The following is a 16939-nucleotide window of genomic DNA, read 5'->3' as shown; positions in this document are numbered from 1 at the left end:
ATAAAATTCAAAAAAAGTGTATAATAATATAAAAAACGGAGTTAAAAATGAAAAAACCGGTTAAAGTATTGATTTTACTGTTTTTATTGGCAGGGATAATGTTTTTGGGTAAAATGTTTATTGAGACTGATTATTTTAAAGTTCAGGAAGTTCTGGTGGAAGGTAAGTTTGATCTGCTTAGACAGGATATAACAGCTCAGCTTGAACAAATGAAGGGGAAAAATATCGTATATTTAAATACGAATGATATCGAAAATCATATAAAAAGTGATGTGCGGGTAAAAAAAGTATCAGTAAAAAAACTTTTTCCAAGTAAAATTAAAGTTGTTCTGGAGGAAAGAGAGCCATATGTTTATATAAAAAAGGGAAATGAAACACTTTTAGCAGACAAGGATTTAAATATATACGGTGATATTCTGGAAGAACCTGCAAAAAATATTCCTATAATAGATTACACAGATGATGAAAGTCTAAATGCAATGAAGACTATACTTTCGAGAATAAAAAACAAAGACTTTTATGCTATGATTTCAGAAATAAGGCAATCTGAAAAAAATTACGAAATACTTCTTACAAATAATGTAAGAATAATAACAGAAACAACAGTAACAGAAAAAAAATATGAAGAAGCATATAAATTATACGAAAAAATAAGAAAAAAAGGACCAGTAATTTCTATGGATTTGAGATTTATAGATAAAATTATTGTAAAATGATATTTTACGTGAAATTAAGAGAAAGGAGAAGCTACTTTAAAAGTTATTAAGTTAATTTGAGTAGCAAGGAAAAAATGGATAACTTTAGCAATGCAGCGAAACTGAAGGTAGTGGGAGTAGGTGGAGCAGGTGGAAATGCAATAAACGATATGATAGAGAGCAACATAACAACTGTTGATTTTATAGCGATAAATACAGATCAGCAAGATTTAGATAGATCAAAGGCATCTATAAAAGTACTTTTAGGAAAAGGAATGGGAGCCGGTGCAGATCCTGAGAAAGGGAGAATTGCTGCAAAGGAATCAGAAGAAAAAATAAAAGACGTTCTGGAAGGTACAGATATGTTATTCATAACTGCCGGAATGGGTGGTGGAACTGGAACAGGAGCTTCTCCAATTATTGCCGAAGTGGCAAAAGCAATGGGAATTTTAACTGTAGCTATTGTAACTAAGCCTTTTAGTTTTGAAGGGCCGTTAAAGAAAAATAACGCTGCACTTGGAATTGACAATTTAAGAGAGAATGTAGATACTTTAATTGCTATTCCAAATGACAGGCTGTTTGAAATACCTGGAATGAATATCTCTTTAATGAATGCATTTAAAGAGGCAAATGGTGTTTTAAAAATGGGAATAAAAGGTATTTCTGACTTGATTACAAAACAAGGAATTGTAAATTTAGATTTTGCAGATATAAAATCTATTATGCAAAATTCTGGAATTGCAATGCTAGGATTTGGGGAAGCAAATGGCGATGAAAAAGCCAAGAGTGCAACAGCTCAGGCATTAAACAGCCCGCTATTGGAAAAATCTATCGAAGGTGCAAGAAAAATCTTGATAAACGTTACAGCTGGTCCAGATATTGGATTACAGGAAATACAGGAAGTTGCTCAAACAATCTCAGAAAAAGCAGGGCATGACAAAGCTAATTTATTATGGGGTTACATTATGGAACCCGAATTGGAAGGTACAATAAGCGTATCATTAGTGGCGACAGATTTTGAAGAAGAATCTTTTTCAAATAATGCAAAATCTTCACAAACAATAAGATTTGCGCCATCGGAAGAAAAAGTTAAAGAAGAAGAAAATAACGAAAAAATTAATTATAAAAATGAAGAAAATGATTATGAAGAAGAGGAAGAAAAAGTGGAAGATCCAGGAGATTTTGTATTGCCGCCATTTTTTGAAGAGTAATTAAATTTAAAAGTCTAATATTGTCAAAGTAAAATACAAAATTTTGATGACTTTGTAAAGTAGAATTACTTTAATACATAAGTCGATCTTAATAATAAACTTAAAAGAAAGAATTTCTTGAAATTTTTGTTTTTTAAGAATATATTTTGATATAATATCAAAAGAATTTAAATAAATTTTGAAAATAACTTGATTTTATTAGGCTTTTTTGGTATAATTATAGAACCTGCTCTATTTTAGAAGTAGGGCTAAAAAGCCATAGGAAAGGAGAAAGAAAATGAGAAATTATGAAATTATGTTTATTTTATCTACACAATTAACAGATGAAGAAAAACAAGCTGGAGTTGCATTTGTAGAAGAAACATTAAAAGTTGCAGGAGCAGCTGAAGTTAAGACAGAAGTTTGGGGAGATAGAAAATTAGCTTATCCAATTAAGAAAAAAGAAAATGGATACTATGTTTTAACAACATTCCAAGCAGATGGAACTAAATTTACTGAAATTGAATCAAAATTAAATATTAATGAATCAATTTTAAAATATATGATTGTTAAAAACGACTAATTTAAAGTATTATAATTGATAAATACAAAAATTTGAGGTTAAAAAAATATTATAATTAGGGGGAAATTATGAACGTAGTAATATTAATGGGAAGAATGACAAGAGATCCTGAATTAAAGTATACTTCAGGAGGTAAAGCATATACTAGTTTTACGCTGGCTGTGCAAAAAATGAAAGATGATGCTGAGTTTATTGACTGTATTGCCTGGGAAAAGACAGCAGAAACCATTGCTGAATATTTTAGAAAAGGTAGAAAAATTCTTGTGCAAGGACGTTTGAATGTAAGCAGTTACGAACAAAACGGCGAAAAAAGAAAATCTACAAAAGTTGTTGTAAGTAGTTTTGAGTTTGTTGAAAGTTCAGGAACTAGCAATAATAATGGCGGGTATCAGCAAAATCAGCCTTATAATGGAAATGGCGGAAATAGCGGAAGTAAACAAGTTCATAATAATACATATGAAAATGATGACGATACGGATGATAATGAAGATTTTCCGTTTTAGTAACTAGGCAAGTTTTATAAAAAAATTGCTATAAAAGTTTTTAGGAGGTGCAAATTAATGAGAGCTAAACCAGTTACAGAATTTAAAAGAAGAAAAAGAAGACCAAAAGTTAAATTTAAAGTAGAAGATATTAACTATAAAAATGTTGAATTATTAAAAAACTTTATGAATGATAAGGGAAAAATCTCTCCTGCGAGAGTAACAGGATTAGAAGCTAAAGTTCAAAGAAAAATTGCAAAAGCAATTAAAAGAGCTAGACAAATCGCTTTAATGCCTTATACAAGAATTGAAAAATAATAATAAATTTTTCTTTTAACAATATTTAGCAAGAAGTCTCCTTCTTCTATAAGTGGGAGATGAATTGCAGAATATAGCTTGAAATAACAGATCTTATATGGTATACTATTCATAGTTAGGGCAGGAACTGTCCGAAGAGCTTGGTAAATATATTTGGCTAGCAAAAGCAGATAATTCCCAAGAAGCTCCCGCTTCTAAAAGCGGGAGTAGTTCACTTGAAAATTACGGTTATATATTTATAATTTTAGCCGTAATTTAGTTAAAAATCCAAGACTATTTAAAATAAGTTTGGCTTGTTTATAAATAGTCTTTTTTTATGAAAAAATGTGGAAAAATTAAGATTAATATTGTATAATGTATCAAATATACATAATCCCTTTAATATTGAACTGAAAATTAATATTGTTTCTCATTTAAGCAGTGAATTTATACTATTTTCCATTTAAACAGCGGATTAGTTATAAGTTTGACTTCTTGTTAATGAAGTAATATAAAATATAACTTTTATTTTTATGGAATTTAAGTATTACTTTAAAGAGAATAGGATTAACTTGCTGCAAGTAACTATTTTTTCTAATAGTAATAGTTAAAAAAGTAATGGGAATACAATATTTAAGTTTAGTTTTAAAGTGGTTTTGCTGTATAAAAAAAAATAGGTGGTAATAAAAATGCTGAATAAAAAAATGAATATAATTTTACTTTTTTTATTTATTTTTATGGCAGGATGTGATAAAAAAGGGAGTGAAGCGAAAGAAAAAAGAGATAATCCTGAGAATATACAAAGTAAAACTGCAAAGGAAAACATTTTTTCAAATAATTCAATAGAAAAAATAATAGAAATATTTTCAAAAAAATCTAAAAGTAATAAAGTAAGTATTGAAAATTTTGAAAAATTAACTTATGAAAATAAAAATTATTATTATGCTAAAATACATTCAAGAGGAAATGCCGTTTATGCCCTTGATTATAGTGGACTAAGTGCAACTAGCATATTTTTAAAGGTTAATAATGTAAATGGGGCAAATTTGGGAATTATTGAAAATATGGTTGTAAATTTGATACAAGTGTCTGATGAAAATATTAAGGATTCAGAAGCTAGAGCAATTTATACAAAAATTTTGTCAAATTTGGGAGAAAAGGAATTGTCAAGCCTTTTAACCTATACAAATGGCATAATTTATGGAATAAGAATAGATCCTGCAACAGGAGAACTTATATTTTTTGCTAGGGAATCAGAAGATGAGAAGGCAGTAACAAGTATTCCAAAATTAAATTTTATTGACAAGAAAAAGATTAGCGAAAAAGCATTAACAAAATTAGGAGAAAGTAATTAATTTAAGAAAAAATGGAGGCAAAATGAATTTAGAAGCATTATTAGGACTTTTACAAGGACAAGATTTAGGAAAATTAGCCGAGCAAGTTGGAGGAAGCAGCACAGAAGCGAGAAATGGAGTAGCAGCGGCTCTACCAGCAATTTTGGCGGCAGTTAATAAAAACGCAAATAATAGCGAAAAAGCACAAGGATTGAATAAAGCGTTGGAACAGCACGATGGCTCAGTATTAAATAATCTTGGAAGTTATTTGCAAAATCCAGATTTAAAAGACGGAGCAGGAATTTTGAGCCATTTATTTGGTGGAAATACGCAAAATGTGGCAAACGCAGTTTCTCAGTCGAGCGGTTTAGATGCACAAGGAAGTTTGAAGATGTTAGAAACTTTAGCACCATTAGTTTTGGGAGCGTTGGGACAACAGAAAAAAGAAAATAATTTAGACGCACAAGGAATTAGTAATTTAACTTCAAATCTTGCTGCAAATTTTGGCGGAGAAGGCGGAATTATGAGTATGATTACAAATTTATTGGATGCGAATAAAGATGGAAATGTAATGGATGATTTGACTGGAATGATTGGTAAATTTTTTGGTGGAAAATAAAAATAAAAATTTAAAAATAATTAGTTTTAGCAAGTTGTAAAAATTCTTGCTATAAAATATAATTTAGTAAATAAAAGGAATTACTTGAAATCTTGAGTAGTTCTTTTTATTTATTGAATAAATTTATTTTCAAAAGATTAAATGTTTTAAATACAGCAATTAATACATTTCCTGTTTAATACTATTCCCCGTTTAAAAAGCGAATATTTATTTTAACAAGAGGTCTTAACTTCTCGTTACAAAAAAATAAATAAAATATAGTTTCTATTTTTCAAATAGGATTTAGAATAAAATATGATATAATAAATATTATTTGTTAATTTTTTATAGTTGTCAGTGGAGGATTTTATGAGAGAAATAATAATTATTTATATAATTGCGATTACAGTTTTACTGATTTACTACTTTTGGACAGTAAAATTTTGGGGTAAAAATTTTTTCAAAAAAGATGTGCTACCAAAGTTGAAAGTTCCGAAAAGCATTTCTGCAATGGGAGTTGGAATTTTGAATAATTCTAGGACGGAGAAAAATTTTCATATTGGGATATTTTCTTTGGTTGAGAAAAATTTTATAACTGCGAAAAGAGAAAAACTTTTTGAAAATATGGATTTTCAATCGGATATTTTGTATAAGAAAAATTTGGAAAAATCTAAAAGTAATTATTACAGACAAGATGAGCTTTTTGCAGAAGAGCGATGGGTTTTAGATAGCTTGGCGGATTCTGAAAAGGGGATTTTGAGTGATTATCAAAGTTCTGGGAATAGAGAGAAATTGCCGAAAATGGATGAAAAAAATATTGATAGAAGAAAAGAGATTTTTAGAGAAGTTTTGCAAGTGTTAATAACTTTTTTAGTAGCTTTTTTGATAAATGTAATTTTAAAGGGTTCTTCATCGAGTAGTTCAAGCGGCAATTATTCGAGTAGTTCATATAATCAAAAATCTTTAGATCCTTTTTTTGAAAAAATGTTTGAGATTTATAAAAGGACGAAGAAAAAGTTTTTAGGTTCATTTTGGTCGCCTGAAAAATTGGAAGAATTTATAATTTACAAGAAAAATTCAGGATTTTATATTTTTTATTTTGGAGTTATTTTAGCTTCAATTATAATGACAAGTAAAGATGTAAAATTTGGAAGTGGGGAAGGGAATTTTGGACTTATAGTTTTAGCTGCAATAATTGTTTTTTTCTTGGAAAGTCTTTGGCTAAGAATATTATTTTTACCGATATTTTCTAAGTATATCCCAAAAATACTAAAAATTTTTATTGCATTGGCATTTTTATTTTCGTTGTATAGTTTTATGTTACCAAATATTGCGTTCATATTTGGACTAAGATTTTATATTTTAATTCCACTGACATTTGTAATTCTATTTTTTATTTACAAGAAATTAATCGTGCGGTATACTGAAAACGGACTTTTGGCTATGAATGAAATTGAATCATTCAGAAAATACATTTTAAATTTTGAAAAATTGGAAGTTCCCACTTTTTCAAGTGAAGATGAATTAATCGAAAATTTTCAGCAAATGTATATTTATGCTTTTGCTTTGGGAATTGAAAAAAGATTTTTGAATTTTTTGGATGTTACCTTGGAGAAAAATAATTTTGCTGGGAGAAAAGAAGTTATTTATGAAAAACTTTGGATTTCGACTGTTTTTTGTGATAAAAAATTGTTGGGGGAATTGAAAGTTAATATTATGAGAAGATGATTTTTTAAGGAGGAAATTTTATGAAAAAAATTTTAGAAAAAATTGGAAAAGATGAGTTGCTTGAATATTATCGTTTATCTAAAGGACGATTTGCTGTTGGAAATTTTGTTGGGATTAATGGACAATTTGCTATTTTTACTTCAATTAGTAAATATGGAAAAAATGGTGGATTTCGATTTATAAAAATAGATGATTTAAAAAGAATTGCAAAAAATACAGAATATTTAGCATCAATGAAAGAAAAAATAAAAGAAAGAAATTCTGAAAATAGAAGAATTGTTGAACTTGAAAAAAATAAATTTTTTAAAGAATTATTTAAATATCTTAAAAAAAATAAAATAAAATTGAAAATATTTTTTGAAGATGATTACCAAAAAGAAGGATATTTATTGAAAGAAACAAAAGAATTTTTACATTTTCAGTGGTGTGATGAGGAAGGAAATCCTGAAGAAGTTATTAGAAAAAGTGAAGCGAAGAGAATTGAGATAGGAGAAAATATTATTAAAGACATAATTATTAAAGGTGAAAAAGTTAAGAAAAATAAAATTATAGTAGCTGAAGATGATATTCAAGGAGATATTTTTTTTCAAGATGAAGATTATTCATTGATTTATGAAAATAATTTGTTTTGGGAAGATTCAAATTTTGTAATAGTGAGAACAACTGATATTTGGGAAATTACAGAAAAAGTTTATAAAATAGAAACAGAAAGCGTTTCTCCAAATGATATTTTTTCTGATATTTCAAATATGGAGATAAAAGAAATTTTGAAAAGATGTTATGAAAATAAGATATTGATAGATTTTGAATATGAACAGTCATATTATGAAAAATACGGAATCATTGAAAAACTTGAAGATGATAAATTGATTTTAAAAGAAATAAGTAAAATAAGTGGAATTTTTGTTTCTAAATCAGAAATATTGATTAAAGATATTTCATTTTTGTTTGTGAGAAATTGTAGAGTTTTGAGAGTAGTAGAGTAAAACTATGGCTTTGTTTGATATAGTAAAAAAAGAGAACTGATTTGATTGGTTCTCTTTCATTTTTATCTATTATTTTGAAAATTTTTGGATAAAATTTTTCATATTCGTGATGTCATTGTATTATAAAAGTCAGTAAAATAAAATATTTTAAAATAAAAATTTTTACTATAATTCCAAAATCATAAATCCAATAAAAAATCAATAATTCGTTTTCGCAGAATTCCATTTATATTATATTCACTTAAATTATCCATAGAAAGAACATATTTTGGATAGTTGTCTTCAATGTTTTTTAATGGAGAAAATTCTCGTTCAATGGTGTTTTCTGAGGCTAAAAGATAAGTTGCTTGAATATATAATTTTTTATCTTCTTTTTGTGCGATGAAATCAATTTCTTTTGTTTTTAATTTTCCGATATTTACATTGTATTTTCTTCTTAATAATTCTAAATAGATGATGTTTTCAAGATGACCAGCGATGTCGTTTGCTTTGTATCCTAATTGAGAATGTTTTAAACCTAAGTCAAGAAGATAAAATTTTTCTTGTGTTTCTAAAATGGATTTTCCTTTTATGTCATATCTTTGAACTTTTGAAATAATATACGCATTTTCAAGTGCTTTTAAATAATTGTAAACAGTTTCAACGCTTAACTTTCTACCTTGACTTTTTAAAAAATCTGAAATTTTTTTTGCAGAAAAAATATTTCCAATATTGTCAAAAATGTATAAAATTATTCGTTCTAAAAGTTCAATATCCCTTATATTATTTCTCGCAACAACATCTTTTAGCAAGACAGAATTATAAATATCAGTCAAATATTGATAAATAGAAGTTTTATCTTGATTAAAATTGTGGATGGCAGGTAAACCTCCAAATTGTAAATATTTTTCAAAATATTCTTCATTGCTGTAAATTTTTTCTGGATTTTGAATTTTGGAAAAATCTATAAATTCTTTAAAAGATAAAGGAAAAACCTTTATTTCAACATATCTTCCTGCGATGTAGGTAGCCAATTCCGAAGATAATAAATTAGCATTTGAACCAGTGATATAAATATCACAATCTAAGTCAACTAGCAATGAATTTATCACTTTTTCCCAAGAAGCAACTTCTTGAATTTCATCGAGTAAAATATAAATTTTACCAGCTAAATTTTTTGATTTTTCAATAATATAGCTATATAATTTTTGAAAATTTGCAAATTCGGCGAACATTAAAGACTCAAAATTAATAAAAATAATATTCTCTTTATTAATTCCCTTTTCTTCAAGTTCTTTAGATATTAATTTTAAAATCATAGATTTCCCGCTTCTACGCATACCAGTAATAACTTTTATTATCGGCTTATCTATAAATTTCCTAATTTCTTTTAAATATTGCTCTCTTTTTATCATTTTATCACCACCTATATTAATATATACAAGAAATTATATACTAAATTAAAAAATTTTTCAACTTATACTAGAAAAACTTTTCGAAATAACATATTTTTTGCTTATATACTAGAAAAAATAAATAAAAATTTCTGATAAAATAAAAAAAGAGGCATAAAACCTCTTTTTGCTTTTAAATATATTTAATAGTAAATTTCATTTTTTATAAATAAAAATTTATAAAGCTGTAATAAAAGTTAAAAATCCTAATATTACACCAGCTAAATTTGGAACAATAAGGATAAAATCTTTTTTAGGTTCTTTAGTCCATCCGTAAATAACCCAAATTAGACAAGAAATCGAAGCCGTAAGAGGTTGCCAAGGCTGAGCTTTTTCTCCTCCTAAATTAGCGATAATTTGAGGAATATAGGTTATAAACACAAAAACTCCAATAAATGCTCCAATTGAACCAACAATAGTGTTAATTTTCTTTTTGTTCATAAAATTACCTCCTTTTTAAAAAGTACATATATAAATTATATCAAAGTTTAATATTATTGTCAAATTTAAAAGAAAAATTTCTTTAATGAGAAATTCCCAAACATTGTAAACAAATATCAAAAATGATATAATTTAACGAATAAAATTAAAATATAAGATATAAAAAAATAATTTGATAAAAATAGAGAAAAGGAAGGGAATTTGATGAGTTTAGTGCAATTTAATAGGGTGTATAAGCAGTTTGCTGGGGAATATATATTGAAGGATATTAATTTTACGATTGAGGAGAAGGATAAGATTGGGCTTGTTGGGGTGAATGGAGCTGGGAAATCGACGATTATTCGGATGTTACTTGATAGAGAGCGAATTGATGGGGCGGAAGATAATTTGAATGAAGTTGGGAATATTGTGAAAAGTCCTTCTATGAAAATTGGATATTTGTCGCAAAATCATGAGTTTTCGGATGAAAAAAATACGATTTATGAAGAGATGATGTCGGTTTTTGCAGAAGAGAGGGAAATTTGGCATGAACTTCAGAAGGTTAATTTGCTTTTGGGAACGGCTGAAAATGATGAGCTGGAAAAATTGATTAATAAGTCTGCGGAGTTGTCGTCGCTTTATGAGGCGAAGGGCGGATATGATATTGAGTATAAGATAAAGCAGATTTTGACTGGGCTGGAGCTGACTGAGGAATATTACAATTTGGTGCTGAAAGATTTGAGCGGTGGAGAGCAAACTAGGGTTTCACTTGCAAAATTGCTATTATCTGAGCCAGATTTACTAATTTTAGATGAGCCGACAAACCATTTGGACTTGGTTTCGATTGAGTGGCTGGAAGATTACTTGAAACGGTATGCGAAGGCGTTTTTGCTTGTTTCACATGATAGAATTTTCTTGGATAATGTTTGTAACAAAATTTTTGAAATTGAGAATAAGAAATTGCATAAATATGATGGGAATTTTTCTGCATTTATCATTCAAAAAGAAATGATTTTAAAGGGGGAAATGAAGCGTTACGAAAAAGAGCAGGAAAAAATTAAGAAAATGGAAGAATACATTGACAGATTCCGTGCTGGAATAAAAGCTAGACAGGCAAAAGGGCGACAAAAAATTCTGGACAGAATCGAGCGAATGGACGATCCTGTTTTTAATCCGCAAAGAATGAAATTGAAATTTGAAACAGATACAATTACTGGGGACAATGTTTTAAAAGTGAATGGAATTTCAAAAAGTTTTGACAACAAAAAAGTATTGAATAATGTGAGTTTTCAGCTATTCCGTGGCGAAAGAGTCGGAATTATTGGAAAAAATGGGATTGGGAAATCGACTTTGCTAAAAATTTTGGTAAATAAATTGAAACAGGATTCAGGAACAGTTGAGTTTGGTTCTCGTGTGAAAGTCGGTTATTACGACCAAAATCACATGGATTTAACTCCAGCAAACAATATTTTGCAGGAAATTAATAATTCTCTAAATTTGACGGAAGAATATTTACGAACACTTGCGGGAGCTTTCTTGTTTTCAGGCGATGATGTTTTGAAAAAAGTAGAAAAATTGAGCGGTGGAGAAAAAGTTAGGGTTTCATTCTTAAAATTGTATATGCAAAGGGCGAATTTCCTAATTTTAGATGAGCCGACAAACCATCTGGATATTTACTCAATTGAAGTTTTGGAAGATGCATTAGAAGATTTTGACGGAACAATGCTTGTTGTTTCTCACAACAGACACTTTCTAGACACAGTTTGTAATACAATTTACTATCTTGATGAAAATGGTCTTACGAAATTTAAAGGAAATTACGAAGATTACAAGGAAAGTTTGAAAAATAATAAATCGAATCCGACTACAACTGACATTGAAACAAAAGAAGAACAAAAATTGTCATATCAGGAGCAAAAGGAACTTTCTAAAAAAATCTCAAAATTGAAAAGAGATATTGCAAAATTGGAAGAAAAAATGGAGAAAATCTCAGAAAAACGGGAAGAATTGAATAAAGATTATGAAGAAGCTGGGCGAAAAAATGATGTTGGAAAATTGATGGAAATTCAGGAGGAATTTGATAGATTGGATAGTGACGAGATGGAAATGATGGAAGAGTGGGATTTGAAGAGTGAGGAGTTGAAGGGATTTGAAGAATAGAAAGTAGAATGGGGGAAATAAATGACAAATAGAAAATACAACTGGGAAAACGAAAGTGACAAAATCTCAAAAAGACTAGTTTCTCAAGACGAAGAAGAATTTTTGAGTAAAAGAAGGGTAAGAGAATTGTTTGATAATGAGATATTGAAAAATATTCAAGTGGGAACTTTTGAAGGATTGAAGGAAATACATCGGTATTTGTTTCAAGAATGCTATGGAAGTGCTGGAGAAGTGCGAAAACATGATATTCGGAAAGGTGATACCATGTTTTGTCGTGCAATGTATCTTGAAAATAATTTAAAGACAGTTTCTAAAATGCCTGAAAATACTTTTGAGGAAATAATTGAAAAATATGTTGAGATGAATATAATGTATTCGTTTTATGAGGGAAATGGAAGAACGACTAAGATTTGGCTGGATCAGATGTTGATAAAAAGGCTTGGAATGTGTGCGAATTGGCAAAATATCAGTAAAAATAATTATTTATCGGCAATGAAAAGAAGTGTGATTAATGATTTGGAACTAAAGATGCTTTTGAAGGAGAATTTGACGGAAGATGTGGAAAGTAGAGATATATTCATGAATGGGATTAATTAGTCTTATGAATATGAAAATATGAGAAAATATGATGTGCTAAATATATGAAGTAAATGTTTGAAATTATATTGATTTGTAAAAGGAGGTTTGAATGAAAAAGCGGTTATTGAAAATATTAATGCTATTATTTTTAATTGGGAATTTAACATTTTCAGAATATGTTGTGAAAGACGGGAAAGTTTTTTATGATGGTAAGGAAGTTTTGAGAGCAGATATAGGAAGTTTTAGGATTTTGAATAATAAAATTGCTGTTGATAGTCAGAATATATATTTTTTAGGAAGCAGAACGATAAAATCTGAAAAAAATGCTTATGATACATCAGAACCTGTTTACAAACTTTCAAGTGATTCAGGAAAATTGAAAATAGATAAAGAAGAATACGATGTAAAAAAATTTAAATTAATTTCAAGTAATGTAAAAAATAGTAATTTTTATTTTCTAAAATATGATAAAAAAATATATGTTGTATATGGGTATAATCATAGCGTTTTTTTTAGCGAAATATTAAATGTAGATTATGAAACTTTTGAGAGTGTGTCTAAAAATTTAGTAAAGGATAAAAATAAAGTTTATTTTGTTAACTCGTTTATAGCAGATTCACATAATAGATATTTAATTGATTTTGGAATAAAAGAAATAAAGGGAATTACTCCTAAAAATTTTAAAGTTATTGCAGATAATTTAAGATATAATTTAATATTTACTGAAAATAATGGGAAATTATATTTTTTAAATCTTTATCCGTTAGTTAAATACGAATTTACATTTGAAGAATTATCCCAAATGGACAATAAAACGTTTAAACCTTTTGATTACAAATTTATAAAAGATAAAAACAATGTTTATTATTTATATGGATATGATAAATTTATCAAATTTGAAAAGGCAGATGCAAAGACATTTGAAGTTATTGGGAACGGCTATGCAAGGGATAAAAGCAATATTTATTTTTTGTATCCAAACTTGGAATATATGATGCCAATAAAAATGGAGGCAGATAGAAAGTCGTTTAACTTGATTAAAGTTGGAGAAGATTATACATCTTATGCGAGAGATAAGAAAAACATTTATTGTGATGGAAGGATATTAGAAGGTGCAGATTACAAGACATTCAGAATCTTTAAAGAAAAAGATGAAAATGGAGAAGAAATTGTGAAAATAAAAGATAAAAATCATGAATATGATGAAAATTGTCTGATAAAAGATAGAAATAGGTTTTAGAAAAATATAAACGAAAATATTTTATGAGTAATAAAAGTGATAATTTCTGAGAATAGGATTTGTATATATACTTAATAAGTATTATTTAGAAAAACATAGTAGATAAAGAGGAGGTCAAATGGAAAAATTAGTAAGAAGAGGTGGTGGCGGACATTCTCACGGTGGAGGACACAGCCATTCTCATGGAAGTGGCGGAAGTCATCATTATGGTGGTCACTATGGTGGAGAACATAGTAGTGGAGAGCATTCGAGAGGACATTCAGATGGAGAAGGAGATGGAAAATCTCGAAAGTCTGGTGATGATGAGCAAGAAAATTCGTCATCTTTTTGGAGAAGTCGTGGTTCTCATTCAAGCAGTTCAAGTCGAAAAAATTGTGAAAATATTGTTGATATTAAGAAAAGACAGGATTGTATTGAAAGTAATAGTAATGCTAATAATCTTGAAATATTTTTTATCTTTTGTGCTGTGATAGTTTTTATTTTTTTAAAAATAAAAGATTTTGGGAAAAAATATTAAAATAAAAGATTGAAATTACAAATATTATAAATATTGCTTGGCAAATTATAAAAAAAGTAAAAAAATAGGAGAAATTATGATAGAAGGAATGATAAATATAATAAAAAAGATGTTATCAATATTAACATTAAGTACAACAGCAGTTGCTCCAATAAATACTGAAAATACAAACCATATTGCAGATGTTGGAAAAAAAGAATTAATTTGTATTGATCCTGGACATCAAATAAAAGGAGATCCAGGCTTAGAAGAAGTTGCACCAGGCTCATTGGAAAAAAAGCCAAAAGTTTCATCTGGAGCAATGGGAGTAGCAACGAAAAAATATGAATATCAGCTTGTGCTTGAAGTAGGATTAAAATTAAGAGATGAATTACAAGGTAAGGGTTATAAAGTGTTTATGGTACGTGAAACAAATGATGTAAATATCAGTAATAAAGAACGTGCAATTAAAACAAATGAAGCAGGATGCTCGTTGTATGTAAGACTTCATGCAGATGGAGTAGATAATTCTTCTGTAAATGGAGCTTCAGTATTAACTTCTTCACAAAAAAATCGCTACACACAAAGTGTTCAAAAATCCAGCGATAAATTTTCACATGATGTTCTATCTGAATACATAAAATCAACAGGAGCAAAAAATCGCGGGGTTTCATATAGAGATGACCTTACAGGTACAAATTGGTCGAAAGTAACTAATACATTAATTGAATTAGGATTTATGTCAAATCCCGCAGAAGATAAAAAAATGTCAACATCAGAATATCAGAATAAAATGGTATTAGGAATAGTGAATGGTATAGAAAAATATTTGAAAGAAAAGTAGAAAAGAGATAAAGTGTTTGAAGAAATAATGAGTATACATTTTTTGTTACACTTTACTTGAGAATACACCGTTGAGAAAATTTGAAAAAAATTTCAAAAAAGTAGTTGACAAATATTTTCTTTTATGATAATATATATCTTGTCGATACGAAAATGTATCAACGGACAATAGAGATATTAATAATGTAAAGAAGCAATTAAGTGTATAATCAACAAAGTCAAGTATCTTGAAAAAGATAACGTCAAGACTAAATTAGGTGAAATTTAAATATATGTAAATATATTGAATGAAGAGTTTGATCCTGGCTCAGGATGAACGCTGACAGAATGCTTAACACATGCAAGTCTTTGGCGAAGCTGTGCTTGCACAGCCTAGCCAAGGCGGACGGGTGAGTAACGCGTAAGGAACTTGCCCTGCAGTCAGGGATAACAGACGGAAACGACTGATAAGACCTGGTAAAGTCAGGCGGGCTCATGTCCAGCCTGATGAAAAGAGATGCTGCAGGAGAGCCTTGCGTCCTATTAGCTTGTTGGTGGGGTAACGGCCCACCAAGGCGATGATAGGTAGCCGGCCTGAGAGGGTGGACGGCCACAAGGGGACTGAGATACGGCCCTTACTCCTACGGGAGGCAGCAGTGGGGAATATTGGACAATGGGGGCAACCCTGATCCAGCAATTCTGTGTGCACGATGAAGGTTTTCGGATTGTAAAGTGCTTTCAGCAGGGAAGAAAAAAATGACGGTACCTGCAGAAGAAGCGACGGCTAAATACGTGCCAGCAGCCGCGGTAATACGTATGTCGCAAGCGTTATCCGGAATTATTGGGCATAAAGGGCATCTAGGCGGCCAGATAAGTCTGGGGTGAAAACTTGCGGCTCAACCGCAAGCCTGCCCTGGAAACTATGTGGCTAGAGTACTGGAGAGGTGGACGGAACTGCACGAGTAGAGGTGAAATTCGTAGATATGTGCAGGAATGCCGATGATGAAGATAGTTCACTGGACGGTAACTGACGCTGAAGTGCGAAAGCTAGGGGAGCAAACAGGATTAGATACCCTGGTAGTCCTAGCTGTAAACGATGATTACTGGGTGTGGGCATGAAGAGTGTCCGTGCCGAAGCTAATGCGATAAGTAATCCGCCTGGGGAGTACGGCCGCAAGGCTGAAACTCAAAGGAATTGACGGGGACCCGCACAAGCGGTGGAGCATGTGGTTTAATTCGACGCAACGCGAGGAACCTTACCAGATCTTGACATCCTGCGAAGGCCTGCGAGAGCAGGCTGTGCCTCCGGGAACGCAGAGACAGGTGGTGCATGGCTGTCGACAGCTCGTGTCGTGAGATGTTGGGTTAAGTCCCGCAACGAGCGCAACCCCTATTGCTAGTTGCCATCATTAGGTTGGGAACTCTAGCAAGACTGCCTGCGAAGAGCAGGAGGAAGGTGGGGATGACGTCAAGTCATCATGCCCCTTATGATCTGGGCTACACACGTGCTACAATGGCCGGTACAGAGAGCCGCAAGGCGGCAACGCCAAGCCAATCTTTAAAGCCGGTCCAAGTTCGGATTGAAGTCTGCAACTCGACTTCATGAAGCTGGAATCGCTAGTAATCGCAGATCAGCAATGCTGCGGTGAATACGTTCTCGGGTCTTGTACACACCGCCCGTCACACCACGAGAGTTGTCTGCACCTGAAGCTGCCGGTCCAACCGCAAGGAGGAAAGCATCTAAGGTGTGGATAGTGATTGGGGTGAAGTCGTAACAAGGTATCCGTACCGGAAGGTGCGGATGGATCACCTCCTTTCTAAGGAGAAACAAGCACTGCTTCTTTATATATCTTTATAACTGTTAGGACAATGGGAAATGAATAGTAGGTAAAAGAT

Annotated in this window: 16 protein-coding genes and 1 rRNA gene; 15 read left to right on the top strand and 2 right to left on the bottom strand. The window is 30.3% G+C overall.

Translation table 11 applies throughout. The features are described from left to right. The first annotated feature begins 47 nt into the window (after positions 1-47). The 9 genes from HW276_RS11150 to HW276_RS11110 all read left to right on the top strand — a co-directional run bounded on the left by HW276_RS11150 (position 48) and on the right by HW276_RS11110 (position 7893). Positions 48-716 carry a cell division protein FtsQ/DivIB gene (locus tag HW276_RS11150; protein ID WP_178938472.1) on the top strand — a complete coding sequence of 223 codons (669 nt, stop codon included), beginning with the start codon at positions 48-50 and terminating at the stop codon, positions 714-716. 74 nt (positions 717-790) lie between these two features. After that, positions 791-1906, top strand: a complete 1116-nt coding sequence (ftsZ, locus tag HW276_RS11145) for a cell division protein FtsZ (protein WP_147004491.1) — start codon at positions 791-793, stop codon at positions 1904-1906. A gap of 277 nt (positions 1907-2183) precedes the next feature. Next, on the top strand, positions 2184-2468 hold the full coding sequence (gene rpsF / locus HW276_RS11140) for a 30S ribosomal protein S6 (RefSeq protein WP_147004490.1): 285 nt from the start codon (positions 2184-2186) through the stop codon (positions 2466-2468). Between the two features lie 68 nt (positions 2469-2536). Then, a complete protein-coding gene (locus tag HW276_RS11135) occupies positions 2537-2971 on the top strand; it encodes a single-stranded DNA-binding protein (protein WP_178938471.1) in 435 nt (144 codons plus the stop codon). 57 nt (positions 2972-3028) lie between these two features. Continuing rightward, positions 3029-3268: a 30S ribosomal protein S18 gene (gene rpsR, locus HW276_RS11130; protein ID WP_018498449.1), complete on the top strand. Its 240-nt coding sequence runs from the start codon at positions 3029-3031 to the stop codon at positions 3266-3268. A gap of 668 nt (positions 3269-3936) precedes the next feature. Continuing rightward, complete coding sequence (locus tag HW276_RS11125) at positions 3937-4602, top strand: lipoprotein (protein ID WP_178938470.1); 666 nt, start codon at positions 3937-3939, stop codon at positions 4600-4602. Positions 4603-4624: 22 nt separating this feature from the next. Beyond that, positions 4625-5200 carry a DUF937 domain-containing protein gene (locus HW276_RS11120; protein ID WP_178938469.1) on the top strand — a complete coding sequence of 192 codons (576 nt, stop codon included), beginning with the start codon at positions 4625-4627 and terminating at the stop codon, positions 5198-5200. A gap of 348 nt (positions 5201-5548) precedes the next feature. Then, positions 5549-6907 (top strand): DUF2207 domain-containing protein, encoded by a 1359-nt coding sequence (locus tag HW276_RS11115; RefSeq protein WP_178938468.1) that lies wholly within the window; start codon positions 5549-5551, stop codon positions 6905-6907. 20 nt (positions 6908-6927) lie between these two features. Beyond that, positions 6928-7893 (top strand): transposase, encoded by a 966-nt coding sequence (locus HW276_RS11110; RefSeq protein ID WP_178938467.1) that lies wholly within the window; start codon positions 6928-6930, stop codon positions 7891-7893. A gap of 179 nt (positions 7894-8072) precedes the next feature. On the opposite strand, the gene HW276_RS11105 is transcribed toward HW276_RS11110, so the two are convergent. Beyond that, the gene (locus HW276_RS11105) at positions 8073-9287 is read right to left on the bottom strand and encodes an ATP-binding protein (protein ID WP_178938466.1); all 1215 of its coding nucleotides are present in this window, start codon (positions 9285-9287) and stop codon (positions 8073-8075) included. Positions 9288-9503: 216 nt separating this feature from the next. Next, positions 9504-9767, bottom strand: coding sequence for a SemiSWEET family transporter (locus HW276_RS11100; protein WP_007070517.1), 264 nt, complete (start codon positions 9765-9767; stop codon positions 9504-9506). Positions 9768-9971: 204 nt separating this feature from the next. Between HW276_RS11100 and HW276_RS11095 the strand changes: the two genes are divergently transcribed. From HW276_RS11095 to HW276_RS11070, 6 genes are all read left to right on the top strand, one after another. Further along, positions 9972-11906 (top strand): ABC-F family ATP-binding cassette domain-containing protein, encoded by a 1935-nt coding sequence (locus HW276_RS11095; protein WP_178938465.1) that lies wholly within the window; start codon positions 9972-9974, stop codon positions 11904-11906. A gap of 21 nt (positions 11907-11927) precedes the next feature. Then, positions 11928-12503 carry a protein adenylyltransferase Fic gene (gene fic / locus HW276_RS11090; protein ID WP_178938464.1) on the top strand — a complete coding sequence of 192 codons (576 nt, stop codon included), beginning with the start codon at positions 11928-11930 and terminating at the stop codon, positions 12501-12503. A 91-nt stretch (positions 12504-12594) separates the two neighbouring features. Next, positions 12595-13725, top strand: a complete 1131-nt coding sequence (locus tag HW276_RS11085) for a DKNYY domain-containing protein (protein ID WP_178938463.1) — start codon at positions 12595-12597, stop codon at positions 13723-13725. A gap of 118 nt (positions 13726-13843) precedes the next feature. Then, positions 13844-14242 (top strand): zinc transporter 7-A, encoded by a 399-nt coding sequence (locus HW276_RS11080; protein WP_178938462.1) that lies wholly within the window; start codon positions 13844-13846, stop codon positions 14240-14242. Positions 14243-14318: 76 nt separating this feature from the next. Continuing rightward, positions 14319-15065, top strand: a complete 747-nt coding sequence (locus HW276_RS11075) for an N-acetylmuramoyl-L-alanine amidase (protein WP_255460470.1) — start codon at positions 14319-14321, stop codon at positions 15063-15065. Positions 15066-15348: 283 nt separating this feature from the next. Next, positions 15349-16860, top strand: a 16S ribosomal RNA gene (locus HW276_RS11070). Positions 16861-16939: the final 79 nt, after the last annotated feature.

This window comes from Leptotrichia sp. oral taxon 417, assembly GCF_013394865.1.
GTDB lineage: Bacteria > Fusobacteriota > Fusobacteriia > Fusobacteriales > Leptotrichiaceae > Leptotrichia > Leptotrichia wadei_A.
This window is presented reverse-complemented; position numbering and strand designations above follow the sequence as displayed.